20 protein-coding genes and 4 pseudogenes are annotated in these 24910 nt (G+C 70.5%); 15 read left to right on the forward strand and 9 right to left on the reverse strand.

Translation table 11 applies throughout. The annotated features are described in order from the left end of the window. The first annotated feature begins 94 nt into the window (after positions 1 to 94). From ACIO5E_RS15065 to ACIO5E_RS15075, 3 genes are all read left to right on the forward strand, one after another. Complete coding sequence (locus ACIO5E_RS15065) at positions 95 to 481, forward strand: hypothetical protein (RefSeq protein ID WP_400667417.1); 387 nt, start codon at positions 95 to 97, stop codon at positions 479 to 481. Positions 482 to 680: 199 nt separating this feature from the next. Next, positions 681 to 1322 carry a dihydrofolate reductase family protein gene (locus tag ACIO5E_RS15070; RefSeq protein WP_400667419.1) on the forward strand — a complete coding sequence of 214 codons (642 nt, stop codon included), beginning with the start codon at positions 681 to 683 and terminating at the stop codon, positions 1320 to 1322. A 4-nt stretch (positions 1323 to 1326) separates the two neighbouring features. Next, positions 1327 to 2169, forward strand: coding sequence for an alpha/beta fold hydrolase (locus tag ACIO5E_RS15075; protein ID WP_400667421.1), 843 nt, complete (start codon positions 1327 to 1329; stop codon positions 2167 to 2169). A 633-nt stretch (positions 2170 to 2802) separates the two neighbouring features. Here the strand turns inward: ACIO5E_RS15075 and ACIO5E_RS15080 are convergent. After that, complete coding sequence (locus ACIO5E_RS15080) at positions 2803 to 3177, reverse strand: transglycosylase SLT domain-containing protein (RefSeq protein ID WP_400667423.1); 375 nt, start codon at positions 3175 to 3177, stop codon at positions 2803 to 2805. An 831-nt stretch (positions 3178 to 4008) separates the two neighbouring features. Continuing rightward, entirely contained in the window at positions 4009 to 4500 is a 492-nt protein-coding gene (locus tag ACIO5E_RS15085) for a signal peptide protein (protein WP_400667424.1), read from the reverse strand. Between the two features lie 434 nt (positions 4501 to 4934). On the opposite strand from ACIO5E_RS15085, the gene ACIO5E_RS15090 reads away from it, so the two are divergent. The 4 genes from ACIO5E_RS15090 (at position 4935) to ACIO5E_RS15105 (ending at position 9441) form a co-directional block, all read left to right on the forward strand. Further along, entirely contained in the window at positions 4935 to 5702 is a 768-nt protein-coding gene (locus ACIO5E_RS15090; protein ID WP_400667426.1) for an SDR family NAD(P)-dependent oxidoreductase, read from the forward strand. Between the two features lie 184 nt (positions 5703 to 5886). Next, on the forward strand, positions 5887 to 7062 hold the full coding sequence (locus ACIO5E_RS15095; protein WP_400667428.1) for a cupin domain-containing protein: 1176 nt from the start codon (positions 5887 to 5889) through the stop codon (positions 7060 to 7062). A gap of 487 nt (positions 7063 to 7549) precedes the next feature. Next, positions 7550 to 8881 (forward strand): cytochrome P450, encoded by a 1332-nt coding sequence (locus ACIO5E_RS15100; RefSeq protein WP_400667429.1) that lies wholly within the window; start codon positions 7550 to 7552, stop codon positions 8879 to 8881. 83 nt (positions 8882 to 8964) lie between these two features. Beyond that, complete coding sequence (locus tag ACIO5E_RS15105; protein WP_400667431.1) at positions 8965 to 9441, forward strand: hypothetical protein; 477 nt, start codon at positions 8965 to 8967, stop codon at positions 9439 to 9441. A 181-nt stretch (positions 9442 to 9622) separates the two neighbouring features. Here ACIO5E_RS15105 and ACIO5E_RS15110 read toward each other — a convergent pair whose 3' ends face one another. Next, a complete protein-coding gene (locus ACIO5E_RS15110; protein ID WP_400667432.1) occupies positions 9623 to 10840 on the reverse strand; it encodes an alpha/beta fold hydrolase in 1218 nt (405 codons plus the stop codon). 112 nt (positions 10841 to 10952) lie between these two features. On the opposite strand from ACIO5E_RS15110, the gene ACIO5E_RS15115 reads away from it, so the two are divergent. From ACIO5E_RS15115 to ACIO5E_RS15125, 3 genes and pseudogenes are all read left to right on the forward strand, one after another. After that, positions 10953 to 11606, forward strand: coding sequence for a TetR-like C-terminal domain-containing protein (locus ACIO5E_RS15115; RefSeq protein ID WP_400667434.1), 654 nt, complete (start codon positions 10953 to 10955; stop codon positions 11604 to 11606). 910 nt (positions 11607 to 12516) lie between these two features. Then, the gene (locus ACIO5E_RS15120) at positions 12517 to 13248 is read left to right on the forward strand and encodes a hypothetical protein (protein ID WP_400667436.1); all 732 of its coding nucleotides are present in this window, start codon (positions 12517 to 12519) and stop codon (positions 13246 to 13248) included. A 71-nt stretch (positions 13249 to 13319) separates the two neighbouring features. Further along, a pseudogene (locus ACIO5E_RS15125) lies at positions 13320 to 13410 on the forward strand. A gap of 332 nt (positions 13411 to 13742) precedes the next feature. Here ACIO5E_RS15125 and ACIO5E_RS15130 read toward each other — a convergent pair. Continuing rightward, a complete protein-coding gene (locus tag ACIO5E_RS15130) occupies positions 13743 to 14198 on the reverse strand; it encodes a MarR family winged helix-turn-helix transcriptional regulator (protein ID WP_400667438.1) in 456 nt (151 codons plus the stop codon). 118 nt (positions 14199 to 14316) lie between these two features. On the opposite strand from ACIO5E_RS15130, the gene ACIO5E_RS15135 reads away from it, so the two are divergent. The 3 genes from ACIO5E_RS15135 (at position 14317) to ACIO5E_RS15145 (ending at position 16825) form a co-directional block, all read left to right on the forward strand. Next, complete coding sequence (locus ACIO5E_RS15135; RefSeq protein WP_400667440.1) at positions 14317 to 14709, forward strand: nuclear transport factor 2 family protein; 393 nt, start codon at positions 14317 to 14319, stop codon at positions 14707 to 14709. A gap of 314 nt (positions 14710 to 15023) precedes the next feature. Beyond that, positions 15024 to 15593: a hypothetical protein gene (locus ACIO5E_RS15140; protein WP_400667441.1), complete on the forward strand. Its 570-nt coding sequence runs from the start codon at positions 15024 to 15026 to the stop codon at positions 15591 to 15593. Positions 15594 to 15997: 404 nt separating this feature from the next. Continuing rightward, the gene (locus ACIO5E_RS15145) at positions 15998 to 16825 is read left to right on the forward strand and encodes a M55 family metallopeptidase (RefSeq protein WP_400667443.1); all 828 of its coding nucleotides are present in this window, start codon (positions 15998 to 16000) and stop codon (positions 16823 to 16825) included. Between the two features lie 7 nt (positions 16826 to 16832). On the opposite strand, the pseudogene ACIO5E_RS15150 reads toward ACIO5E_RS15145, so the two are convergent. From ACIO5E_RS15150 to ACIO5E_RS15160, 3 pseudogenes are all read right to left on the reverse strand, one after another. After that, a pseudogene (locus ACIO5E_RS15150) lies at positions 16833 to 17075 on the reverse strand (transposase); the annotation flags it as partial. Beyond that, positions 17067 to 17249, reverse strand: a pseudogene (locus ACIO5E_RS15155) (ISL3 family transposase); the annotation flags it as partial. The pseudogenes ACIO5E_RS15150 and ACIO5E_RS15155, both read right to left, overlap by 9 nt. Positions 17250 to 17703: 454 nt before the next feature. Then, positions 17704 to 18557: pseudogene (locus tag ACIO5E_RS15160) on the reverse strand (IS5 family transposase). A 35-nt stretch (positions 18558 to 18592) separates the two neighbouring features. Between ACIO5E_RS15160 and ACIO5E_RS15165 the strand changes: the two are divergent. Together ACIO5E_RS15165 and ACIO5E_RS15170 are read left to right on the forward strand one after the other, a co-directional pair. After that, on the forward strand, positions 18593 to 18904 hold the full coding sequence (locus tag ACIO5E_RS15165; RefSeq protein WP_400667445.1) for a hypothetical protein: 312 nt from the start codon (positions 18593 to 18595) through the stop codon (positions 18902 to 18904). 62 nt (positions 18905 to 18966) lie between these two features. Beyond that, a complete protein-coding gene (locus tag ACIO5E_RS15170; RefSeq protein ID WP_400667447.1) occupies positions 18967 to 19395 on the forward strand; it encodes a DoxX family protein in 429 nt (142 codons plus the stop codon). A 180-nt stretch (positions 19396 to 19575) separates the two neighbouring features. Here the strand turns inward: ACIO5E_RS15170 and ACIO5E_RS15175 are convergent, their stop codons facing one another. Both ACIO5E_RS15175 and ACIO5E_RS15180 read right to left on the reverse strand, forming a co-directional pair. Then, positions 19576 to 21729: a right-handed parallel beta-helix repeat-containing protein gene (locus ACIO5E_RS15175; protein ID WP_400667449.1), complete on the reverse strand. Its 2154-nt coding sequence runs from the start codon at positions 21727 to 21729 to the stop codon at positions 19576 to 19578. Positions 21730 to 21770: 41 nt separating this feature from the next. Continuing rightward, positions 21771 to 24551: a hypothetical protein gene (locus tag ACIO5E_RS15180; RefSeq protein WP_400667451.1), complete on the reverse strand. Its 2781-nt coding sequence runs from the start codon at positions 24549 to 24551 to the stop codon at positions 21771 to 21773. Between the last annotated feature and the right edge of the window lie 359 nt (positions 24552 to 24910).

Below are 24910 nucleotides of genomic sequence, written 5' to 3' on the forward strand. Positions count from 1 at the left end.
TTGAGTCACCAGTCATGTCGGATGTGTGACACGCCAAGGCGGCCGGGCACGCTGGGGCTGAGCCAACTCGCAAGCACACAGCCAGGAGTGAGACATGTTCAGCAAAGCCCGTACCGCCAGGATCACCGCCGCCGTTGCCGCCACCACCCTCGCGGTGAGCCTCGGTGTCGTGGCCGCGCCCTCGGCCTCGGCGGCCGACAACTGTTGGCCCGGGGAAAACAACCGGTGGTACTGCTACAACGTGCCCGGCTCCCCGGTCTACGGCACGGTCGGCAACAACCACCTCTACCCGGACCCCTCCACGATCGTCGGCTACATGAACTCCAACCCCAGCTGGTTCTCCTGCAAGGAGGACGGCCAGGCGTGGGTCGGCGGCCCGCACCCGAACCGCTGGCTGATGACCGTCGCCGACAACGGTCAACTCGGCTTCATGAAGGACACCGCCATCACCAGCGAAACCGATCCCGTCCCAAACTGCTGACCACGAGACGGCGTCGCACCAGCAGCCCGGGCAGGCACGCGACGTCCGAGTGCCCGGCGCAGCAGGGCGGGCGGCGGTGTGCCGGGCGGGCCGTGCCGGACGGCGGGTGTGGAAACCGGGTACCGGCGCGGCGATGAGTTTTCCGGCCCCGGGAGGTCTACATCTCGACGGGGACGACCAACTCATCGGGAGTACAGACATGGGCCTCATCCACATCGAACTGTTCACGACCCTCGACCTCGTCGGGCAGGCGCCCGGCGGACCCGACGAGGACCCGGTCGGGTTCCCGTTCGGCGGCTGGCAGGCGCCCCTGATCGACGAGACCACCGGGGCGCAGATCCTCGCCGCGTACGAGGGCACGGACGCCCTCCTGCTCGGCCGGCGGACGTACGACATCTTCGCCGCCTACTGGCCGCACCAGAAGGACGGCGAGATCGCCGAGCTCTTCAACCGCGTCCCCAAGTACGTGGCCTCCCGCGGCACGCCCGGCCTCCCGTGGGCCGGATCCACGCAGCTCGGCCCGGACCTGGCCGGCGCGGTGCGCGAGGTCCGTGACCGGCACGAACACGTGAAGGTCGTCGGGAGCCTGGACCTCGTGCAGACCCTCCTGCAGGAGAAGCTCTTCGACCGTCTCGACCTGTGGGTGCACCCGATCGTGCTCGGCGTCGGGAAGAAGGTGTTCGACGGTGGCGCGGTGCCCACCAACCTCACGCTCCTCCAACCGCCGGTGGCCGGTCCGCAGGGCACCGTGTTCCTGCGCTACGGGCTCGCCGACGGCACGCCCGGGACGGGAGACATGAGCGCACCCGACCGCGGTCTCGGTCGCGACGACGTCCGGTGATCCGATGACCACTGTCAATGCCGATGGGATCGTCTTGGGCGTCGAGTCGTTCGGTGACGTCGACGCGCCGCTCGTCCTGCTCGCGGGTGGGACGACGATGCTCTCCTGGCCCGACGCGCTGTGCGAGCGCCTCGCCGCCGGCGGGCGCCGTGTGGTGCGCTACGACCTGCGCGACAGCGGGGAGTCGACGACCACGGATCCGCGGGAGCCCGCCTACACCCTGCGCGGCCTCGCCGCCGACGCCGCGGCCCTGGCCGGTGCGCTCGGCGGGGGGCCCGCGCACCTCGCGGGGATCGGCGTCGGCGGGATGGTCGCCCAGGTGGCCGTGCTCGACCATCCGGGCGCGTTCTCCGCGCTCACCCTGGTCGGCACCCGCGCGGTTGCCCCCGGCCCGCCCGACGACGACCTCCCCAACCACGACCGGGCGACGATGAGCCGGCTGTTCGCGCGTCCGGTGCCCGATTGGACCGATCGCGAGGCGGTTGCGGAGTTCGCCGCCGCCGGCGCGGAGATCCTCGGGGACGACCCCGTCGCCGCGCACGCCGTCGCCGCGCGCGTCTGGGACCGTACGCCCGGTACCGCACCCCCGGTCCAGATGGCCAACCAGCTGGGCCTGGTGTTCTCCCGGCTCGACTGCGAACCCCGCTGGCGCGAGCGCCTGTCCGAGATCGCGGTCCCCACACTCGTCGTCCACGGCCGCCGCAACCGGTTCTTCCCCGTCGGCAACGGCGAGGCGATCGCGCGCGAGATCCCCGGGGCACGGCTGCTCGTCCTCGACGCGGCCGCCACGGCGATCCCCGACGCGGCGGTCGGCGAGGTCACCGAGGCGATGCTCACGCTCGGATAGCGGACGGCGGGTGCCGCGTTTCCCGGGTCCGCTCGCCCGGCCGTGGCGGCGGGGGGCAAGTCGCCCGCCGCGGCCGGGAACGCAGGACCGGGCGGCACCGACGCTCCTTGGTCCTCGTCACGGCATCGGCGTAGTCCCGCCGGAAGTCGTCCCCGAGCCCGGCGCGGCCGCCCCCGGCATCGGCTTCGCCAGTGGTCCACGGACAGGTCTCCGATCGCGCTGGCCCGGCCCGCCCGACCGGGGAGCGGCGACTCATTAGACTGACCGACCGTCAGAGGCTCCTGGGATCCGCGCCTGCCCGGCCACACCCGCGACGGGGCAAAGGGCCGGCCTCTCCGAACGGAAGGGTGCTCCGGCTATGCCCGTGCCGAGCCTGCTGGTGGTCGCCGCCCACCCCGATGACGAGTCCCTGGCTGTGGGCGGCGTGCTCGCCCGCCAAGCGACACCCGGCGGCACCCGGCGATGCACTGCCGGGAGACGGCGCGGGTGAACTGCTGCCGATCGGGGTGTTTCGGACGGCCTGGAGACGGCACGAGGGCCTGTGCCCGCGCAGATGCGCGGGCACAGGCCCTCGTGGGTCACTCCGGTTGCCCCTGTCCGGCCCCCGGGGTGAGGGGAAGCCGAGTGGTCGGCTTAGTACCAGTGGTTGGCCTGCCAGAAGTTCCAGGCGGCGTTCGGGCTGCCGTAGCGGGTGTTCATGTAGTCCAGCGCCCACTTGATCTGGGTGGACGGGTTGGTCTTCCAGTCCGCACCGGCCGAGGCCATCTTGGAGGCCGGCAGCGCCTGGCCCAGACCGTACGAGCCCGAGCTCGGGTTGGTCGCCGTGACGTTCCAGCCCGACTCGTGGGAGATGATCTGGCTGAACGAGGCCAGCTGGTCCGCCGGCACGATCTGAGCGGCGATGGCCTGCGGGGAGGCGTCCGCGGCCGAGGCGACGGCGGGAACCACGGCGGCACCCAGGGCGGTCACACCGGCGGCACCGGCAAGAATCGCGGCAGAGGTACGCATACGGAGCTTGAAAGCGGGCATGAAGAGCAAGACCTCAATCGGGTTGGGCCGGTGTCACGCCCCGCCTCGACCGTGGCCGGACAGGGGCCGAACGGTCGCGGGGTGTGACTCGGCGGTAAGCCGTTCACCGGCGGGACAGGAGCCGGTGTGGCTGGCGACGAATGCAAAGTTGCCAGACCGGATCGGCGCTCGCCAAGCCCCCCTCGCTACGATCCGCGGTCGTAGCCGAAGAGACCGGCACCGGTTCGAGAGGCGGGCCGCCCGGAGCGCGCCGACACCGCCGACCCCTACCGGCCTGCGCAAACACCCTCCGACAAACCCCCAAATAGTCGCAAAATAGTGCAAAACGGACATCACTATCCGTCGTCGTACACCGCATTCGCGTGTGAGCGCACTCACGGTCCCGGCCCCGGCACCATCACCGACCGCCCCACCGCCACCACGCCGAGTCAACACCGACCGGCCGCCATTGAGACCGCCGCCACACCCGGCCGACGCGGGAACGGCACCACAGGGCGTCACCACAGCTGTCGGCCCCCTGGTCGGCACGGCGGCAGTCAGGCAGGGCGGCAGTCGGGCAGGGCGCGGAACCGTCGCAGACCCCGGCCGGCCGGCGGTCTCGCCGTCCACCACGTACTCGAGGGCGCAGGCCAGGCCATGGAACCTGCGCCGGCCGCGCGACTACCACCGCGACCACGTCCACGTCGGCTCGCCCTGGAACGTCACCGTCGGCATCCCCCGCTCCGAAGACGTCCCGGCGTCGTTCGTGGCCGTGTGCGAGTCGCCGGGCATCTCGATGCGGCCCACGCGGCCGGCGAAGCCCCGAGGGTCTCAGGCGTACAGCGCGACCCTGGGCTGGACCGTGCCCGGTCCGGCCTTGACGACGGTGAGCCGGTACCGCTGGGTGAGGGTGTGACGGCTGTGGAGGACGAGTTTCGCCCCGGTGAGGTCGGTGTACAGCGTGCCGGTCTGGCTGGCCAGCCGCACGGTCTTCCAGTGGCCGCCGGTCAGGATCTCGAGCTTGATGTCCGCCGGGGCGAGGAAGGGCCCGTTGTCCGGTGACTCGACGAGGATCTGCGGGGCGACGGTCCGGTCCGCCGACGAGTCGTTGCGGTAGGTGACAGTGATCCGGTGCGCCGCGTGGTCGGACGGCAGCGGCTGGTCGGGCAGGTCGACGAACGAGGTCGGCGCGGCAACGGCCGCCACCTGTGGGGCGGAGTCCCCCGTGGCGACCGCCTGCGAAGGCAGCGTGAACGCCGCGGCCAACAGGGCGGCGAGGGCGGTCGGGGCCAGAGCCCGGCGGAGGATCTTCCAGGTGGGCATGGCGTCTCCTTCGGTCGTCGACGGCGCTCCCGGGGAGTTCACCGGCGGCCGGGCGATCACCCGCCCACCGAGCACGTCCACGGCTGGACGGACTGCCGCCGCCGGGCAGCCCGGACCGTACCCATCCACCCTGCACACCAATGGCCCACCGCGCATCCGCGCCGCACCGACGGCCCCGCCCAGGGCCCTCCGAGAAGCGTGGCCCAGGAGGTGAAGACGACGTCCCGGCCGCCGTCCCTGGGCCGTACGGGTCGTCGAGTGCCGCCGTTCGACGGATGCGGCGGTCGGGCCCGATGCGGCTGTCGTCCGGCTGAGCCACCTTCCCTGTGGGCGTACCGGGGGATACGCCCCAGCCCGAAGCGGAACCCGGTGTCGTGGGGTTCCGAACCGCTTGCCCATCGTTCACCTGGGTGGTTACAGGAAGGACCCTCGACGTGTCTGATCCCGTCGTCCTCATCACGGGCGCGCTCACCGGCATCGGCCGCGCCACCGCCTTCGCTTACGCCCGTCAGGGCGCGAACCTCGTGGTCTCCGGCCGCCACGAGGACGTGGGTGAGCAGCTCGCCGGGGAACTCTCCGACCTCGGCGCCCCGGCCGAGTTCGTGCGGGCCGACGTCCGCTTCGAGGCCGATGTGAGAGACCTCGTCGACCGCGCGGTCGCGCGCTTCGGGCGGATCGACGTCGCCTTCAACAACGCCGGCACCGAGGGAACACCTGCCCCTGTCACCGAGGTGACCGACGAGACCTACCAGGCCATCTTCGACACCAACGTCAAGGGAACGCTGCTCTGCCTGAAGCACGAGTTCCGGGTCATGCGGGAACAGGGCGCAGGCAGCATCGTCAACGTCAGCTCCGTCTTCGGCCTGACGGGCTACCCCGGGGCGGCCTTGTACGTCGGGAGCAAGCACGCCGTCGTCGGCATCACCAAGGCGGCCGCGCTCGAAGGCGCCGCTCACGGTATCCGGGTCAACGCGGTCGCGCCCGGCTTCACGCGGACCGCCATGTACGACCGGTTCACCGGCGACGACACGGTACGTGCCGCGGTCGATTCGGCGCTGCCCATGCACCGGGCGGGTACCCCGGAGGAGATCGCCGAGGCCGTCCGGTACCTGGGTTCCGACAAGGCGAGCTACGTCACCGGGCACATCCTCGTTGTCGACGGCGGCCTCCTGGCGGGCGGCCCCCTGTTCCCGAGCGCGTGAATCGCGAGGTCGGCGCAGGCGGTGACAGCTGCCCGGCCGCCCCGTCAGCGAGTCTCTTCCGGCCATCCGAGGGCTCGGAAGACGGCGACGGGGTCGAGGTAGTCGCGCCAGTGCGTCACCTGGCGGTCCTTGGTTCCGGGCCCGGCACACCCTCGACGGGGAGCCGGACAAGCCCGGGGCGACGGTGTTCCTCTGCGGCGCCTACCGATTCTCCGGCGACATCGGCACCGGGCTGCTGGAAGCGCTGCCCCGGGTCCTGACCCTGCAAGCGGCCGTCGGCGATCCGCTGAGGGACGTGATCGCACTGCTCTCCCACGAACTCGCCAACCCCGAGCCCGGCCAGCCCACGGTGCTCGACCGACTCCTCGACGTCCTCCTGGTCCTCGCCATCCGCAGCGACTTCCGCCGCAGCCCGAACGCGCCCCGCTGGTACCGGGCCTGCGCCGACCCCCGTCTGAGCGCCGCCCTCCAGGCCATGCACGAGGACGCCGGCGCCACCGGTACCGACCGTGGCACCGGAGAACCCGCTCCCCGACCCGCCGTTCATGACCGCACAGAATGGAACGGTGCCGGCGGCCCCACCGGCACCCCCGGTGCTCGTGCTGGTGCTGCCACCGCCACCGCCCTGCCCCGGCGAAGCCCCAGAGCCGGTGGCACTTCCCGAGGTGCCGGCGGTGGCATCCGGCGTCGTCCCGCCGTTGCCTCCGTTGCCTCCCGTGGAGCCCGCTCCGGTGCCGCCGGCGGCACCGCCGCCCCCGGCGACCACCAGCAGGGAGCCGCCGGTGCTGACGCTGGAGGCCCCGCCCCCACCCGGACCTTCGAAACGAAAGCCACTGGCCGGGAAACTCCCCCCTGGGGCGCCGCCGTTGAACCCGCCGGCACCCGGCGCCCCGGTGCCGTTGCAGCCTTTGCCACCGGTGCCGCCGACGTTGATGGTGAAGGTCGTCGATGCGGTGGTTTGCGGCAGGGTGGTCACCACCCGCGCCCCCGCCCCACCGGTCCCAGTGACGGAACAGGCGGTGCCGGTGTTGTCGGCGCCGCCGGCGCCGTCCGCGGTGATCGTCACCACCGCCGCCGCCGGAACCGTCAAGGTCTGCGAAGCGCCGGTGAAGGTGAAGGTCTGCGACGGATCAGCCCGCTGCGTCCGCACCGGCACGGCCCCACCGGCGCGGCGGTCGCCGGTGGGGCCGTGGCTGCCAGCAGTGCCATACCGGACAGCAGCGCGCTCCCCACCGATACCACCCCCGCACCGCGCTCCCCACGCCGTCCGCCCGAGCCGACCGGATCGGACGCGACGACGGCACCGACCGGGGTCGTCCCACCGACCAGGGCCCTGTTGAACACGGCCACGGGCCACTGACGGCTGACCCGATACCAGGGCAGGTCGCCCTGTCCACGAGTACGAGCACTCATCCGCAGGTTCACCTCTCCTCACAACAAAGCGCCCCGCGGCCACTGGGCGACAAGGCGCAAGCACCGTCGCAACGCCCCGCGCGAGCCGGCGAGGAACCGGCACCCGAGCAGGTCACCGTCCGGTCCTGGCATCCTTCCCGGCCTCGCCCCACACCTCCACCGGCGCACCGCACGGCGCAGCACCTGCGCCAGGCCGGCGTACCGACCGCGATCCGGTGCGGCACGAGGAGACCGGTGGGCTGGGTGTGCCGCATTCCGCGATGGTCGGCGAGGAGGAAGCTCCCGCTCGGGAAATGGAAGGGCGGCCGTCTGCGTGCTCGGGGTCGAGGGCGAATACGTTCGTTCGGGTGGATCGGCGCCGATAGCGGCAACGGGGCGCGGTCCGGCCGTCATGATGCCGTCACGGAACGACCGCCCGTTGGGAGCGCCCCGCTATGACGACGCAAGGCCAGGCCACCACCGAGACCGGCGACGGGCCACTGGACCTGGCCGATCAGGAGCTGGTCAGCGATCCGTTCGCCTCCTACGCGCACATCCGTGAACGCGAGCAGATGACGCGGGGGTGCGTACGGGGCGTCGACCCCATGTGGGTGGCCACCCGCCACGACGACATCCGCACGGTCATGAGCGATCCCGACTTCACCATCGACGCCGCGGCCGTCCCCGGCGCGCCGGTGGCCCATCGCACCGAACAGACCTGGCAGGCCCGCGGCATGTACTCAGGGCACGAGAAGTACCTGCGCGCCGGGATCTTCGACTCGGACGGCTCCGACCACCGCCGGTTGCGCGGCCTGATCGCCGCCGCCTTCTCCCCGCGCCGCGTGGCCGCGCTGCGTCCCAGGATCGAGGCCATCGCCGCCGAACTGCTCGATCGGCTGCCGGACCACGCCGAGAACGGCGTCGTCGACCTGATCGAACACTTCGCCCGGCCGCTGCCGATCACCGTCATCTGCGAACTCATCGCCGTCCCCGAAGCCGACCGCGACCGCTGGCGGGATCGCAGCGCCACACTGGCCGCCGGCACCTGCGGTGAGGAGCTGGGCGACGCGCTCGCCGGCATGGTCGCCGACGCCCACGTCCTCATCGAACTCCACACCGCCGCCCCTGGCGGCGACCTCATCTCCGAACTGCTCGCGCCCCACCACCGCGACCGGTTGAGCACCGACGAGCTCGTCTCGCTCATCACCAACCTGGTCGTCGCCGGGCACATCACGACCGTCAACCTCATCGCCAACGGCACCGAAGCACTCCTCGCCCACCCCGACCAACTCGCCCTGCTGCGCGAGGACCCCACCCTCATGCCGCACGCCGTCGACGAACTCATGCGCTACTGCGGTCCCGTCGTGCGCGCGCTGCCCCGCTACGCCACCCGCGACACCACCGTCGGTGCCACCCCGGTGCGCGCCGGAGAAGCCGTCCTTCCGATCGTGTCCGCCGCCAACCGCGACCCGGCCGCCTTCACCGATCCCGACCGCCTCGACCTCGGCCGCACCCGCCGCAGCAGGGAGCCCCACCTCGGATTCGGGTACGGCGCCCACCGCTGTCTGGGCGCGCACCTCGCCCAGGAGGAGGCCGCCGTCGCCCTGGCCGCGCTGTTCGACCGGGTACCCGACCTGCAACTCGCCGTCGATCCGGAATCCCTGCAGCGCGGCACCAACCCGCTCAACTGGCACATGAAGGCCCTCCCCGTACGCCTGGGCCCCCGGAACCGCACGGGGCCGGCCAAGAACGGGACACACCCGGCCCGACTGACCGTTTCGGAATGAGGTCCGGCGCCGTCTCCGGCAGATGATGCCGACCGGAGCCGTGAGGGGCGGGCTGTCGGCGGTGGGGGTTAGCGTGTGCGGCCATGGCAGACATCTTCGAACTCACCCTCACGCTGGACCTGCGCGACGAGTTGTCCGAGGACGACCTCGTCGAGCTCCGATGGCACCTCGGGCTCGGCCCCGAACCGGAGGTGCTCCGCATCGTGACCACGTTTCCGTACTGGGGCGAGGACGACGACGGTGAACTCGTCATCGACAACTACCCCCAGCCCCTTCTGGGCCGTCACGGCGAGGCGCACAAGGTGAGCGGCGCACTCGTCTCCGCCTTCCATCGCCGGGAGGACACCTGGTGCGGTGTATGGGCCCTGACCAGTCGGCAGGAGATCCACCCCGACGAATTCGGTGACACCGGGAAGCTGCTCAGCTGGCTTGCGGCCAAGGCCGACGACAGGCACCGGCAGCTCGACGGCAGCGTGCGCCTCGGGTGGATCCGGTTCTACGAATCGGACCAGGTCGAGCCGTTGGTGGTGCGTGACGGCGTTGTCGTCTGGAGACAGTAGTCGGCGCACTGGGGCTGGGGACGTCAGGTGAGCAGGCCTGTCCTGCCCCCTAAGCGTCCAGCGGGAGGCGTTCGCGGAAGCGTCACGCATCCGAGGTGACTTCCACGGATGCCTGACCGGCCGGCGCGACGGGCGGCTCGTGCTGACCGTGGACGTGAGCAAAGGGGCGGCTTCCGCGTGGTCAGGCGGCGGGTGTGGGGGCCGGGGTCAGGGTGGTGTCGAGCCAGTCGAAGGTGATCTGCTGGAAGCGCGACATCGCTCCCATGTGGCAGTGCTCGCCCGCACCTTCGGCCTCGGGGAGGGTGATCAGGGTGTGGGGACAGGTCAGTGCGGCCTGGACGCGCTGGGGCTGGCCGCGGAAGAACTGGTCGTCCTCGGCGTCCAGGATGAGGGTGGGGCAGTCGATGAGGTGGGCGACGCCGTCGAGGGTGTAGTCGGCGGTGCGGCGGATGTAGTCCGCGACGGAGTCGGCGCCGAACGCCCACACGCCGTTGCGCAGGGCCCAGCGGAGCTGGGTGCTGCCCTGCATGAGCAGGCTCGCGACGGGGTTGGCGAGGTCGTCGCGCCCGGCCTCGATCCATTCCGACAGGAACGGGGGCATGAACCGGGTGTGGGCGTCGTGGTAGTCGTAGAGGCCGTCGTCCAGGACCAGGGCGGCCAGGCGGTGTTCGTGGGCGGCGGCGCGGGCGGTGAGGTAGCCGCCGAGGCTGTAGCCCAGCAGCGCGAGCCGGTCGGGGGCGATCTCGGGCCGGGTGAGCGCGTACTCGACCACCGGGGTGACCACGGCCTCCCAGTCCGGACGGAAGACGAGTCCTTGCTCGCGCAACGCCGCGCCCTGGCCGGGCCCGTCGTAGGCCAGCACGTTGTAGCCCCGGCGCAGCGCGGCCGCGCCGATGACGAAGTAGGCCTCCTCCAGGGTGGAGTCGAAGCCGCTGGTGAAGATGACGGTCGGGCGGGGGACGCCGGAGTCGTCGACGAGGAAGAGGTAGCCGGGCAGGGTGGTGTCCTCGTAGGGGATGCGTACGGCCTCGACGGGGGTGTCCATCAGCGCCGCGGCGGTCGCGAAGGTCTCGCGGGACAGGGCGGAGAGGGTCTTGGCCTCGGGGTCGGTGGCGGGGTCGTCGCGGCGGTAGAACTCGGCGGTGCGGTAGTAGTTCGACGCGCGCAGCAGGGCCTCGCGGGCGCTGACCCTGTGGCCGGCCGTCAGGGCGCGGGTGCCGGTGGCGTGGACGCGCTGCGCGGTGTTCCTCCGCTCGCGCAGCCAGGCCTCCTCGTCGCCCTCGCCGACGTTGCGGAGGGTGGCCAGGACCTCGCCCAGGTCGGCGCCGCCGTCGCCGGCGAAGCCGGCCGCGCGCAGTGCCTCGAAGGAGAACGACTCGTCCTCGTACAGGAATCGCATGGTGCACACCCCAGACCACTTGTCGAGACGGAACTGTTCCGTCTCGTCTTCGAATGACGATAGGCCCCACCAAGTCGAGACGCAACCGTTCCGTCTCATGTAGGTTCGGGACATGTCCAGCTCTCCCCCGCCCCAGCCGCCGGCCCCGGCCCCGGCGTCCGTGCCCGCCTCCGGCCACTCCCCCGGGCGCCGGCTCCCCGGAGGACCCGTGCTCCAGGACTCGGTGACCGAGGCGATCGCCACCGCCTTCTTCGAGGAACTGGCGTCGGCCGGATACGCGCGGCTGTCCCTGGAAGCCGTCGCCAAGCGCGCCGGTGCGGGCAAGGCGGCCATCTACCGCCGCTGGGCGTCCAAGCTGGACATGACCGTCGACCTGGTCACCGCCGTCGCCGTCGACGCTTCCGGGCCCACCGACACCGGGACCCTGCGCGGCGACGTCCTCGCCTTCCTCACGGAGGTCGCCGACGCGCTGAACCAGCGGCTTCCCGCGAGGATCATCCCCGACCTGATCGCCGAGGGCGGCCGCAGCCCCGAACTGGCCGAGGCACTCTTCGCCACCGTCCGCGACACCCGCCGCGCCAAGGCCACGCAGCTCCTGGAGCGGGCGGTCGGCCGCGGCGAACTCCCCGCCGACGTGGACCGCGAACTCGCGCTCGACCTCCTCGTCGGCCCGCTCTACTGGCGCCTGGCGGTCATCCACACCCCGACCGCCCCCGACTACCTCGACCGCCTCACCGACAAGCTCCTCGCCGCCTTCGGCGCCTGACGCCCAGGGCTCGCACCACGCGGCGCGGCCCGGTCGGCCGACCGGGCCGGACGGGCCCTGTGATCTACCGTGGGTTCGATAGTGGGCCGCTGACCTGCTAGTATTCTTCTCGTCGCGAGGGAGATGATTCCTCGTCAGGCGTCAGCGGTGCTACCAGAGCACGCCCTACTTTCAGTAGGGAGAGTCCGTGCAACCCGGGCCTGGCGCTCCACTGTCGGGCGAGGCCCGGCACCCGTTCGGGTGCCGGGCCTCGCCCGCGTTTGCGGGCCGTGCGCGGTTGGCGGGGCGTCACGGCCGGACGCGGTAGCGGCCAGACGGTTGCAGCCGGACCCGGCCATGGCGATCGCCACGGCGTAGATCGCGTCGTCGTTGCGGCCCTCGCCGGACTTGTCCTTCGCGAAGCCCGCCAGCCGGGCTTCGTGGGCGCAGGCGTCGATGCCGCTCCGGTCCCCGGCGGCGTCGGCGGTGAGGGTGGACCTGCGCCGCTTCAAGCGGTTCGTCGAGAACCTCCGGTCAGCAGTAGCGGTATCAGTGTCAGTGGCCCGCGCTACGCTCCCCGGACCCTGAGGAAACCCGGAAGGCCGCCCCCTGGAATTCGCCTACAGGAGGCGGTCTCCGGCCTTGGCGGGCCGCAGCCGGCGAAGCCCGGGAACGAGCGCCACGGTGGCGGGGCCGGCGAACGAGCACTGCGACGGAACGTGGTCCCTCGGCGCACGGGCCCGGCCCACCGAACCGGTGTCGAGGGGACGCCCGACCGGCGCTCGCGCCCGGGCCGGTTCACCACGAGACGTGTGTGCCTCCGGCCCTTCCGGACGCCAACCCGCGGCCGTGTCACGAGACTTACCGGGACGGCTGATCGATCGAGAAATCGGGTGTCGCCGTTCCGTTCGAGACTGGTAGCGTCCACGGCGTGGCAAAGCTGAACCAGATCATCGCCGTTGAAAAGGGCGTCAAGTCCAAGTCCTTCCAGGAGCTGACGCAGGCCCACCAGGACCTGCAGAAGCCCGCGCTGCTGGCCGGGATTTCCCGCACCTACCAGCCCAAGGACGAGGAGGGCGAGCAGCTGCCGCCGGAGTCGACCCGTGTGCAGCTGAAGGCCGAGGACATCCTGCGGTCCACCGCGAGCACCCTCACCCGGCTCTTCGACGTCACGGCCACCAAGGACTGGGCCAACATCGGCGCCCTCGCCGACGTGGTGGTGGACGGCCAGGTGCTCCTCGCCCAGGTGCCGGTGCCGTACCTGCTGTTCCTGGAGAAGCAGCTCACCGACCTGTTCACCTTCGTGAAGAAGCTCCCGGTGCTGGACGCCTCCGAGTCGTGGAACCTCGACCCGTCCACCGACTCCTGGAAGACCGAGCCGGTGCGCACCATCCGGACCAAGAAGGTGCCGCGCAACCACGTCAAGGCCGAGGCCACCGAGAAGCACCCGGCCCAGGTCGAGGTCTACTACGAGGACATCGCGGTCGGCTACTGGACCACGGTCAAGTTCTCCGGCGCGCTGCCGGCCCGCCGGGTGAACGAGCTCGCCGAGCGGGTGGAGAAGCTCCAGCAGGCGGTCAAGTTCGCCCGTGAGGAGGCCAACGCCGTCGAGGTCGCCGACCAGCGGGTGGGCGACGCCGTCTTCGGCTACCTGTTCCGGTAGCCTCTTCGATCGCCCGCCCGGGGAGCCGGGCGGGTGCACCGAGCGCGCAAGGACCCCGTCCCGGGAGACCGGGCGGGGGCGCTGCGCGGTGCGAAAAGCTGACACTGATGTTGAAGCTGACCAGGGGTCACAGTGGAGGTTCGAGTCCTCCCCCCGGCGCCACCGGCCGGGGTAGCCCAAGCCAGGCAGAGGCGGGCCCCGTGAATCTCAGACTCTCGCTCCAGTCTCAGCATTCGCCGCCGAACACCGGATCGACCGGGTGTGGACGAATGTCGACGAATGCAGGTTCAAGTCCTGTCTGTGCCGCTCCGTGGCACGGTAGTTCAAAGGCAGAACGCGTCGATTTCAATCTGATCCGCCACCCTTAAACGTGCCGGTGTGCGCAATTGGGCGGCAAACAGGGGCCCGGGAGCAGGCTACGCTCCCGGGTCCTCTCGCGTTTTCCGGGGCCGTCGGCGGGTGGCGGTCAGTCGCGGCCAGCCGGGCCGGGGCGGTCAGTCGCGGCCGGCGGCGAAGGGGCCGTCGTCGAGGAAGCGGCGCAGGAGGCGGGCGAAGGCCTGGGCGTCGTCCTGCGGCCAGGTGGCGAGCGAGTCCTCGATGCCGGCGGCGAGCCGCTGCCGGGTGGCCGCGATGACGGCGCGGCCCTCGTCGGTGAGGGCGAGCAGGGTGGCGCGGCCGTCGGCCGGGTCGGGTCGGCGCCGGAGCAGGCCGGCCTGCTCCAGGCGGTCGGCGCGGCGGGTGACGGTGGTGCGGTCCAGTCCGATCTCGCGGCCGAGGTCGGCGGCGCTGGACGGGCCGGTGCGGGCCAGGCCGCTGAGGACCGGGTAGGTGAGGTCGTCGACGGCCTCCCCCAGTCCCTCGGTCAGGTGGGTGTAGAGCCGGGCGCGGGTGCTGCGCCGTAGGAGCAGCCCGAGGGCCTCGGCGATGTCTTGTCCTGTCGAGTTCTTCACCCCTCCAGATTAGCGTGCGCCGCACACGCTTTTCCGGTACAGTCACAAGCGTGCTTAAGGCACGCATATCCGATCGATCCACGGCGGGCCGCTCCCGCACGCACCCGAAGGAATCCCCATGAACCGCACCGACGTCCGCGCCGCCCTCACCGACCTCCTCCTCACCCCGGGCCTCGACCTGGACGAGGCCGCCGACCGGCACTTCGCCCCCGACTACCGCCAGCGCACCGACGGCGAGTGGGCCGACCGCACCGGATTCCTCACCCACATCGCCCACCTGCGCACGGTCGTCGCCGACGGCTCCGTCGAGGTCCACGACGAGCTCGCGGCCGGCGACCGCTACGCCGACCGCCACACCATGACCGTCGTCAAGACCGACGGGTCCACCGTCCGCATGGAGGTCTACCTCTTCGCCGAGTTCGCCCCCGACGGCCGCTTCCGCCGCATCGAGGAGACCACCCTCATGCTCGAAGGCGCCGACGGCGACCGGAACCTCGGCAGCGCCCGCTGAACCCCGCCTCCCGCCCCTCACCCCACCCCCGACCCCTCCGGAGGCCGCCGTGAAACAGTCGCCGTTCCGCGACCGGCTCGACGACACCCTGGCATCGGCGCCCTGAGAAGCCGGCCGCGCAAGACCAATAGGAGCGTTTTCTCTGCTCACCACGGATTCGCCACGGGCAGAGAAAACGCTCGGCGGCGGGAGGGAAGCTGCCGGTGGACCTGCCGCTCGACGGCACACCGCGACCCTAGCGTGAGGTGCGGCGCCGCGAGAGATCGTGATGCACCGTCAACTTCCCACTGATCGGAAGGACTTCACGCCAACCCATGTCCAGACTCCGCTCCCGGTTCGCCGCCCTGGCCGCCCTCACCACGATCGGGCTCGGTGCCGTCGCCACCGGCACCGCCGACGCCGCACCGGCTGTTCCGGCCGCCGCTCCCGCCGTGGCCCCGGCCGTGGCCGCCGCGCTGACCGAGCCCACCCACATCCCGATGAACAGCCTGCTGAACCGCAACCAGGCCTGGTACTCGCCGAACGGCCACATCATGCTGGCCATGCAGGGCGACGGCAACGTCGTCCTGTACCGCGACACCACCCCGATCTGGGTCGCCAAGGGCGCCATCCCCAACGGCAACATCCTGGTCATGCAGGGCGACGGCAACCTCGTCGTGTACGCCGCCGACAACACCCCGCTGTGGGCCAGCAACACCGGCGGCCACCCCGGCGCCGAGCTGGCCGTCTACAACGAGGGCGCCATCGCGGTCCAGCTGAACGGCACAGTCCTGTGGACCACCGCCCAGTCGACGCCGTCCCTGCCCCCGTGCCCGCCGTGGGGCCCGCCCTACCCGGGCCAGATCACATGGCCGTGGTGCCCGACCTGGCCCTTCCCGAGCTGACCCCGCCCGGACAGCCGCACGCCTGCCCGCACACCCGCTGCCCGAGGGGCCGCAGGAGTACGGGCCGGGCCCCGGCCCGCCCTGGACCGGGCGCGGCACCGCTTGCCGCGTCCGGCCCACGTCCGGCAATCGCGCCAGCCAACCGCCACCGGCCACACCCAGCGGTCTCGCACCGGGTGGAGCTTCGCGTGCAGCACCCGCGCCTCTCCCACGGACCGGCAGATGGCTCTGTTCGCGTTCAGTGGCAGCGTTTGTTCACCGGTTGCGGCGACACCTGGTGATCGACAAGTTCCTGGATGTTCAGGAGAGATAGCGTCAGTGTCCGGCATGGTCTGGCCGACAAGGTCAGAGGTTCTGTCGTTCGGCGTCCGTCTGATGCGCGGAGCACATAGGCTCCCTGAGCTATGAAGGTCTTGATCTCTGTTGACATGGAGGGTGTCTCGGGGATCGTGCATCCCACCGAGACGGACCCGGATCGCTACGACTACGAGCGCGGCCGAGCGTTGATGACAGCCGAGGCGAACGCCGCGATCGCCGGTGTTCTGGATGCCGAACCCACGGCCGAAGTCAGGGTCGCCGACGCGCACGGCCCTTTCCGCAACCTACTGCCAGAGGAACTCAACCGCCGGGCGTACCTGGTCCGTGGCAAGCCGCGGCCCCTGGGCATGCTCGGCGGACTGGACGAACAGACCGACGCGGTCCTACTCGTCGGCTACCACGCCCGCGCCGGCGGCGGACCAGCCGTGCTGGCACACACCATGAACGACGGCATCCTCGACGTGCGCGTGGCCGGACATTCCATGGGCGAGATCGGCCTCAACACCTCCATGGCCGGACATCTGGACGTACCGGTCGTACTGCTCAGCGGCGACGACAGCGCCTGCGCCGAACTCCATGATTTGGTCCCCTCCGCGGTCACCGTCGCTGTCAAGCAAGCCCTCGGCCAGGGCGCTGCCGTTGCCCTGCACCCCGAAGAAGCTCGGGAGCGGCTGCGCCATGCGGCAACCGAAGCCATCACGCGGCGTGCACAGGTCTCAGCGCTGGCTCTTGCCGGACCACTTGAAGTCGAGGTCGACCTTTCCGCGCCGTTCATGGTTGACCTGGCGACACTCGTGCCAGGTGTCTCACGCGGTGAAGGTGGCCGGACAGTCACCTTCACCGCCGCCGACTTCGCCGACACCTACCGCCTGGTCGTCCTACTCGCGCAGCTCGCCACCATCAAACCCGGCTAGTGCCGCATCAGGCAACGTTTGCCCTGGTGACGACCTCGCGTAGGAGCTGATCGGCGGCGTGCTTGTTCCGCCAGATGATGTAGCGGCGAATCATGCCGCCCTGGACCTTGCGACTGGGATGGTCGGTACCGTCGAAGGCGAAGTAGCGCAGGGCGGTGAACTGGGCCTCGATCCGGTTGAGCCAGGAGCTGTTGGTCGGGGTGTAGGCGATCTCGACGTTGTTCGCCGCCGCCCACGTCCCCACCCGCCGGCCATCCACCGGTACGTCCGCAACCACGCGGTGGTGGAAGCCGTGCACGCGGAGGGTCGGCTCCCCGCACACCGGGCGCGGCACCGGCTCGCACCGGGTCCGGGCCGACACCCGGATGACCTCGCCCTCATCCACCACATCCTGAACGACCAGTGCCGACAGACCCGAAAACACCACACCCACAAGCTCGTTGACGTCTCGCGTGCAACGCAAACGACGACCCTCACCCTTCGTTACCACCGATTACGGGACAGAGCCGGGAGGAGCGAAGGAGGGCCTGGCTGGTAGCTCGCCGGCATGCCGACGACCGGGCTCCTCAGATGAGGGGCCCGGCCATCACGGTTCCGCACGGGCCTACCGGCGCCGCCTCGCCGGGTCGATGTCGAGAGGAAACGGGGCGGTAAGCACGGTAGTCTCGCCGGACTGGACGAGGCAGTCGACGTAGATGCCGCATTCCAGGTGCCCGAGGTCGGGGCACGGGGCGGGGGTGATGGCAATCTCTGAAATTGGTTTTGGCTGCGATTCCGTGAATGATCTTCATCTCCCTGTGGGGTGACGGCGGCTACGTCCACCGTTGCCCGAAGGAGCTCGAGTTCTTCGGCGACGGCTTAGAGGGTCCGCCAGTAGGTCATCGGATGCGGGGGCTTCGAGGCCGGGTGTCCCATCGGTAGAGGGTCCAGGCGCGTCGGATCAGGCACCGGACGGTGATGATGACGCTGGCCAGGGCGATGAAGAACTCGACAGGGGTTCTTCGTCGCTCGGTGCAGCGGCGGAGCTTGCCGAAGTTGTTCATCCAGGAGTTCGTGCGCTCGACCACCCAGCGGCCGCCGGCCTGGATCGGGGTCTTCGCGCCGCGCTCGGCGATCCGGCCGATAATCCCTCTGGTCTGTAGATCCTGGGGTGGACCATGCTGTAGTCGTAGCCGGCGTCCAGGGCCAGGCGGGGGTGCTCGGGCAGCGGCCCCAGAGTCGCTTCCAGGGCGGCGAAACGGTCGAGGGTGGCGGGCAGCAGGGTGTGGTCTCGGGTGTTGGCCGGTGCCGGGTCGGTGACCAGCGGTATGCCGTAGCCGTCCGTCAACTGCGAGCGTTTCACGCCGAGTTTGGCCCGGTCGACGGGGCTCTTGCCGGCGCATTCTCCGCCGGACGGTGCCTTGGCGATGCAGCCGTCCGCGGACAGCTGGTCGAGTTCGAGGCCGATCATCCGGTCGTAGTGGGCGAGTACGATCAGACGCAGGCTCTCCATCACGCCGGTGGCGATCCACTCGTCGCGGCGGCGGCGCATGATGGTGGCGGAGCACAGGTGGTCGGCCACCCGCTCGTATCCGCATCCGAAGACCAGGACCTGCACGAGGCGGTCGAAGACCACCGCGTCGCTGATGCGCGGGTTGTGGCAGCCCAACGGATGACGAACCTCACGAACGGGCAGCAGCGCGAGGAACTGGTCGCGGATCGGGTCGAGAATGCATGATGGAACGGCAGGCACGGATCCCCCGGTGATCATGAAGCGTAGAGAACTCCATGATCGGGCGAACCGTGCCTGCCCTGCTACTGCCGATCAGCTCGGCACCTGCTAACGAACGGCCTTGGCTGGAGGGCGGCGACGTGGAGCCGTTCGCGTTGCCGCGCGCGGAGATCGGGGACCTGGCAGTCTTCCACGACACCGGCGCATATGGGGCGAGCATGTCGTCGAACGACAACTCCAGACCGCTGATCCCGGAGGTCACGGTCGAGGGCGATCGGGCCGGGCTGATCCGTGGGCGGCAGACCGTCGGCGAGCTGCTGGCGCTGGAGGTGGGGCTGCCGGAAGACTTTTTCTCCCGGGACCGATGAGTTCAGGCGGTGGCGGCGGTCAAACCTGAGAAAGCAACGACAGCCGACCAGGGAGACCTGAAATGTCCAGCACCGCCACTGCCGCCACCACGACCACCGCCACCGCCGCGAAGTCCAGCAAGGCCGTGGTCCGGGTGGTCTGGACGCTGCGGATCCTGCTCGCGCTCTTCTTCGCCCTGGCCAGCGCGCTGCCCAAGCTGCTCGCGCTCCCCGCCGCCACGACCGTCTTCGACGCCATCGGTGTGGGCCACTGGTTCATGTACCTGACCGGACTGGTGGAGCTGGCCGGAGCGGTCGGGCTGCTGGTCCGCCGGCTGGCCGGGCCGGCCGCGACGGCGCTGATCGTCTTCCTGGCGTTCGCGCTCGTTACCCAGCTCACCGCGATGCACGGCGAGAACGCCGGGACCCCGTTCATCTTCATGGTGCCGCTGGCCGTCATCGCCTGGAACCGGCGCGCCGAGACGGCCGAGCTGCTCGGCCGCTCGCGCTGACCTGGTGCTTGGAGTGGTCCGTCAGCAGAGGGCCGGCGTCGCCCTGGCTCTCGCCCCCAGCCTTCGGCCGGGGGACCCCCATCGCGGCGGGCGCTCCTTCACCCGCCCCCTACTGGCGGACGCCCTTATTCGTGCGAGCCCGCGGGCCCGGGGCCGCCGGCACCATCACCGGTTGCCGCGTCAGGGCCAGCGCAGCGCCCCGGCCTTGACCAGGGGCGCGTCGTTCGTCTCGGTCCACTCTTTGACGGCCTTGAGATCCTGGATGCAGACGTCGTGGGCAGCGCGGATGGCGAGGTGCGGAACGAACCGCGATTCGTACGGATGGACCTGCGCGATGTTGCCCCGTACGGTCGCGGCGACGTCGGCGATGGATACCGCCGGGGTGGGTGCGTCCGGGAACATGCCGCGGAGGAGGAAGACGCCCCCGCCCTTGGCGAAGAGAGGTTTGGCCACCGGTGTCGGACCGGGTCGGAATCCGCTGCCGTTCCCGGTGATCCGGCAGGCCGCGTCCACCGTGACCCGGATGTCGCGCACCTCGAACACCTCGTGCTGGATGGTGGTCCACAAGTCGGGGAAACCGGCCATGTCGCCCTCGGTGTCCGCGTACACCAACAACCCTCCGCCGGGGTGATCACTGGTGATGTTCCCTGTCGGCCCGCCGGGCGAGCTTCCGATGGTGGTGGTCGTCAGTGTCACGTCCGCGTTGCGCACCGAGATGCCGCCGCCGCCCGCCGTCGAGACGGGGCGCGAGGGCTCTGCGGGCAAGGTGATCGTGAGGCCGGCCACCGTGATGGACGAGGCGGGCCGAGGAGTGGACATCTGCACGCCGGGCCGTGTGCCGCACACGTTGTGGGTAATCGTGCAGCCGGTGATGGAGCCGGACGAACCCATGGTCAGGCGAACACCGCCGCCCGCGCCGGGCGAGCTGTTGCCCTCGATCCGGCAGTCGGCGATCGCGATGCGTGACAGCACGGAGCAGTAGACGCCCCCTCCGTCGTCACCACACCCGTTGTTCGTGATCACGGAGTTCTTCACGGTGATCGACCGGCTGCGTGCGGCCTTGATCTCGGCCTCGTTCCACGCGTCCCACCGACCCAGCGCCAGCGCAGTCGCGGCGAACACGTAGAAGAGCTCCCGGAAGAGCTGCTCCGGCTTGCGGTAGCCGTTGCTCAGGAACAGCGTCAGCCGACGGACGTTGTCGGTGATCACGGGAGGTTGTGTGGGATCGAGGAGCCACTGGGCGAACTGCATCAGTTCGATCGGGCCGGGCATCGAGACGGACGCCAGGGCCGAGCGCGCCGCGGACGCCTTGCTCCGAAGGAACCTGACCAGATCGACCTCGTTCAGGTCGCGGGTCAACTTGCCCGGCAGGGAGATCTCCGCGCCGATGCCTCCGCCGTCGAGGCGTCCCCGGTCACCGCTGCGGTTCTTGTCGATCCAGCAGTTCTCGATCGTGGGCCACCCGTACCCGACGACCGCGAGGCCCGATCCCCGGCCCTGCGCGCTGTTGCCCTGGATCCGGCAGTTGCGGATGACCGCACTCGACCAGACGGCGGCGACGCCCCCGCCGAAGGCCTGGCCGGCCAGCCAGTTGACCGGCTTACCCGGAGGGATGTGTGCGTCGAACTCCCTGCCGAGGATCGTCTTGACGGCGTTCCGGTCGAACAGCGGGATCGGCATGAGCCCGCCCGGGAGGTTGCGGAGGTTGCGGATCAGGATGTTCGCCGCACCGATCGCGGCGTTGAGCAGCACCTCGGCGATCGGCGGTACGAGCGTGTCGACCAGGTCCACAATGTCCTGGCGCAGTGCGGCCCGGTCGGCTTCCGGCCACGCGGGCAACGGTGCGCTCTGCGTCCGGCAGCCCGAGATGACGCACCGTTCGATTCGAACGTCGTCCGTGTCGATCACGGCGATGCCCCCGCCCGAGCCGAGGGCCGGGTCGGCACTTCCCGGGACGTGGATGGAGCGGCCCTGGGCCACGCGCAGACCGCTTACCACGACAGGGCCGAGGGGGCTGCCGGGGGCTCCGGACACGCGCAGCACGCGGTGCTGCGCGTCCGGTTTGGGCGCCAGGGTCGGGAACGGCCGGACGTCGAACTTCGGATCGCTCGGATCGGCCTGCGGATGCGCCTGCAGGTACGCGCTGGTCAGCGTCAGGGGCTTGTCGATGACGAGCTCGTCCTCGAAGTACGTGGCGGCGTCCAGGATGACGACGGTGTCTCCCGCGGCGGCGGCCTTCAACGCGGCGCCGACCGAGCGCGCCGGCCTGGCAGGTGTGTCGAAGGCCCCGCTGGTCGTCCCCTTCGTCGCGTGCACGTAGCGGGTGCCTGCCATCGCTCAGCACCCGCCGTCCGACGGTGCGGTCGGAGCCGTTTTCACAACTGCTGGCCGGACTTCGGGTCGTAGCTGACGGGCACCGCGACGATCTGGTCCGTCGGCAGGACCTCCACCCACTGGTCGAAGATCTGGTACGGCTTGCCGGTCTGGAAGCCGCCGGCGAGCGGATCGAAACCGGTCTCGAAGACCTTCTCCGAGGCGATGGTCCGGGCCACATCGGAGTTGGTGGCCGCCAGCGTCTTGGCGACCAGGGTCAGCACCTGGCCGACGGTCTTGTCCTTGTACTCCAGCGGGTCCTGCTGCGGGTCGTAGGGGTACGGAAGTCCGAGGGCGGCATGGCCCTCGACGGTGGCGTCCAGCCACTTGATGGCCTGCAGCTCGTGTCCGGGCCGCACGGGGAACACGGCCTTGACCCAGGCCGAGTTGAGGAACTCGTTGCGTCGCTCGTCGCCGTCGATCTGGATGCGCCAGCCCAGCGAGCTTCCCATGGGGGCGGGGAGCGTCTCCTCGGTGATCAGGTAGTTCAGCCGCCATTCGGGGTGCAGCTCGCACGGCCCGGGCGTCGCCGATTGCGTTGCGGCGGTGGGCTGGGGCTGTGGTTCCGGATCCGGAGTCTTCCCCGTGCGGGTGTACCAGCCGCTCACCGTCTCCCCGACGATCTGGTCGACCCAACAGTCGCCGGCCGCCGGCGGGTGCGGCGCCCAAGGGGGCGTCGGCACCGGGTACCGGCTGAGCGAGTTGTCGTCGAGCATGCCAGAGGCCGCCTGCGGCTTCCAGTAGTCGGGCGCGACGAAGTAGAGCATCTCGTCCACATCGAAGGTCTGGCCGAGCATCTCGGCGTTGAAGTGCGGATCGTCGAACAGCGGAGTGATCTTGGCGAGCAGCTGCCGGTAGACCGTGTGGCGCTCCTCGCTGCGCAGGTCGTCCGACGACCGGGGTCGGAGGTTGCTGACGAGCTTCAGTCGCTCCCGCACCGCGTTGGCGTACGCCTCGCGCTGGACGCGGCCGACCTGCTCCTCGTACGCGGCCAGATCCGCGAGGTACTGGGCCTGCGCGGGATCCTGGTCGGGTTTGGGCGGGTCCCAGGTCAGGGTGAACGTCAAGTCGATCGCGTTCATGTCACCGACGTTGAGGTACTTCGCGATCACCCGGAACTGGCCCGTGGCGGGGTTCTCGATCCTGACCTCCTGCGCCGCGAACTTGCAGGGCTTCCCACCGGACTGCGCGGACTTCACCGCCGCGCCCACCAGGGTGTAGCCGGGAGCCGCCGCGCCGGCGGTGAAGTCCGCCTCGGCGATGATGTGGTGGGCCCGGTCGTAGCTCATCAGGCCCTGGGGCTCGTCCGGTTTGAAGGGCGGGTCGTGCGGCGGCCCCTCCAGGAACACGAAGTCCGCGTTGTCCGCGTCGGGCGCGTCCCTGGTGCCCGGGTATTTCAGGATCGGGAACGGCCCCGTGAACTCGACGACCTTGGTCTGCGGCACGGCGGGCGGCTCCGGCTTCTTGACGTCCGTCACGTCGGGCGCGGACACGACGTGGACGAGCTCGCCGAGTCCCAAGGGGGCCCCAGGATCGTCCAGGTAGACCTGCCAGCACAGCCGCGAGCCGATGTGCTGGATCTGTACCCCCACCTTGCGCATCTTGCGTCGCAGTTCGTAGTTGACCAGGTTCAACGTGGTGTTTTGGACGACGTAGCGGCGGCTCGAGGTGTCCGTGGTCTCGGTGACCGTCTTGAACGTGGTCTTGAAGTTCCGCTTGATCTGGCTGCTGACCTTCGCGCTCTGCGACCGGGAGCGCTTGTGGGTCTCCTCGGACGACTTGCTGACGGTGTTGTCCGTGCTGAAATTGGCGCTGGCCTCGGCATGGTAGATCGGCGCGTTCACCCCGCCGGTCGCGCTGACGCCGAGCTTGGTGTCGTTGGCGTTCGACTCCTTCACCGCGTCGGCGACGTCGTCCTGGCTGCTCAGGCTCTCCTCGACCTGCCGACTGGTCTCCTGCGACTGTTCGGCCGTCTTCTCCACCAGGGTGCGGCGCGTGCTGGTCTCGACGAGTTCGACCGTGCCCCCGGGGCTGAGCCACAGGTGCCCGGAGGGGGTGCCGAGGAAGGTGTCGAACTCGAAGAAGTACTGGCGGAACAGGTTCACGACCCCGACCGGCGACACCGTGCCAGGGACGGCGTCGAAGCGTCCGGCCAGTTCGGCGAGCGGGTAGTCGTCGAGCTTCGATGCGCCGTCGCCGGAGAAGTCCTCCGGGCCGAGCGGTGGGTGTCCTCCCGAGCGCTCGATCGCCCGCATCGTGCTGAGCGCCCCCAGCCACCCGATCAGCGGCTGGTAGACGCCGACCACTTCGCTGGCGTACGGCAGCGTGCCCCGGAAGTCGGACAGCGGACGGCCGGTGAACACGGCCGAGCCCCGACGCGGGGCCGGCAGCGTCTGAACCAGGCTGGGCGAGGTGCCGCCGACCGTGGTGAACGGAACGGTGACCCACGGCTGGCCCGAAGGTGCCTTCACCAGGAGCGCCTCGCAGGTCGAATCCGTGGCGGGTGCGACGAACGAGACGACCGCGGACCCCGGATTCGTCACGGTCCGTCCCACGTACTGACGGGTGCCGCCCGGGTCGTCCTGCACGAACGTGCCCGCCAGTAGGGTGATGGTCGGAAACTCGCCCGGGTCTCGCACATCGATGTCGATCGGCAGTCCGAGCGCGACCAACTGGTCCTTCGGCAGTTCCGCGCCGGTGCCCGACACCTGGTAGGACCACACCTGATACGCGGTCGTCCCAGGGATCTGGTCCCTGCTCTTGAAGGTGACGGAAAGCGTCATCACAGCTCCTTCGGGCACTAACGTACGCCCGACGACTGTTCCCCCACCGCGGTTCCCGAGGCGTCCCGGCTGGCCATTCCACCCGAGTGGCTCCGTACCCGAGGCGTGCCCGATCTCCGGGCCGGATCCGCCCTCGGCGCGAGCGCCGAGGGCCACGACAGGTGCCGGACCAACAAGGGCTGCTGCCCGACGGCACCTACCGAGTCGAGGGGCACGAGCGCCACCGGGACCGCGTGATCAAGGGCTCGCCATCGCCCTCGCGGACAAGAAGTGTTCCGACGGCACCGCCCGCGTCGGAGCAGAACCCCCTGCGACCTGCGTCACCGGACCCCTTGTGACCGAGCTCCGCCCGATTGTGC

Source organism: Kitasatospora sp. NPDC087314 (assembly GCF_044744365.1).
GTDB lineage: Bacteria > Actinomycetota > Actinomycetes > Streptomycetales > Streptomycetaceae > Kitasatospora.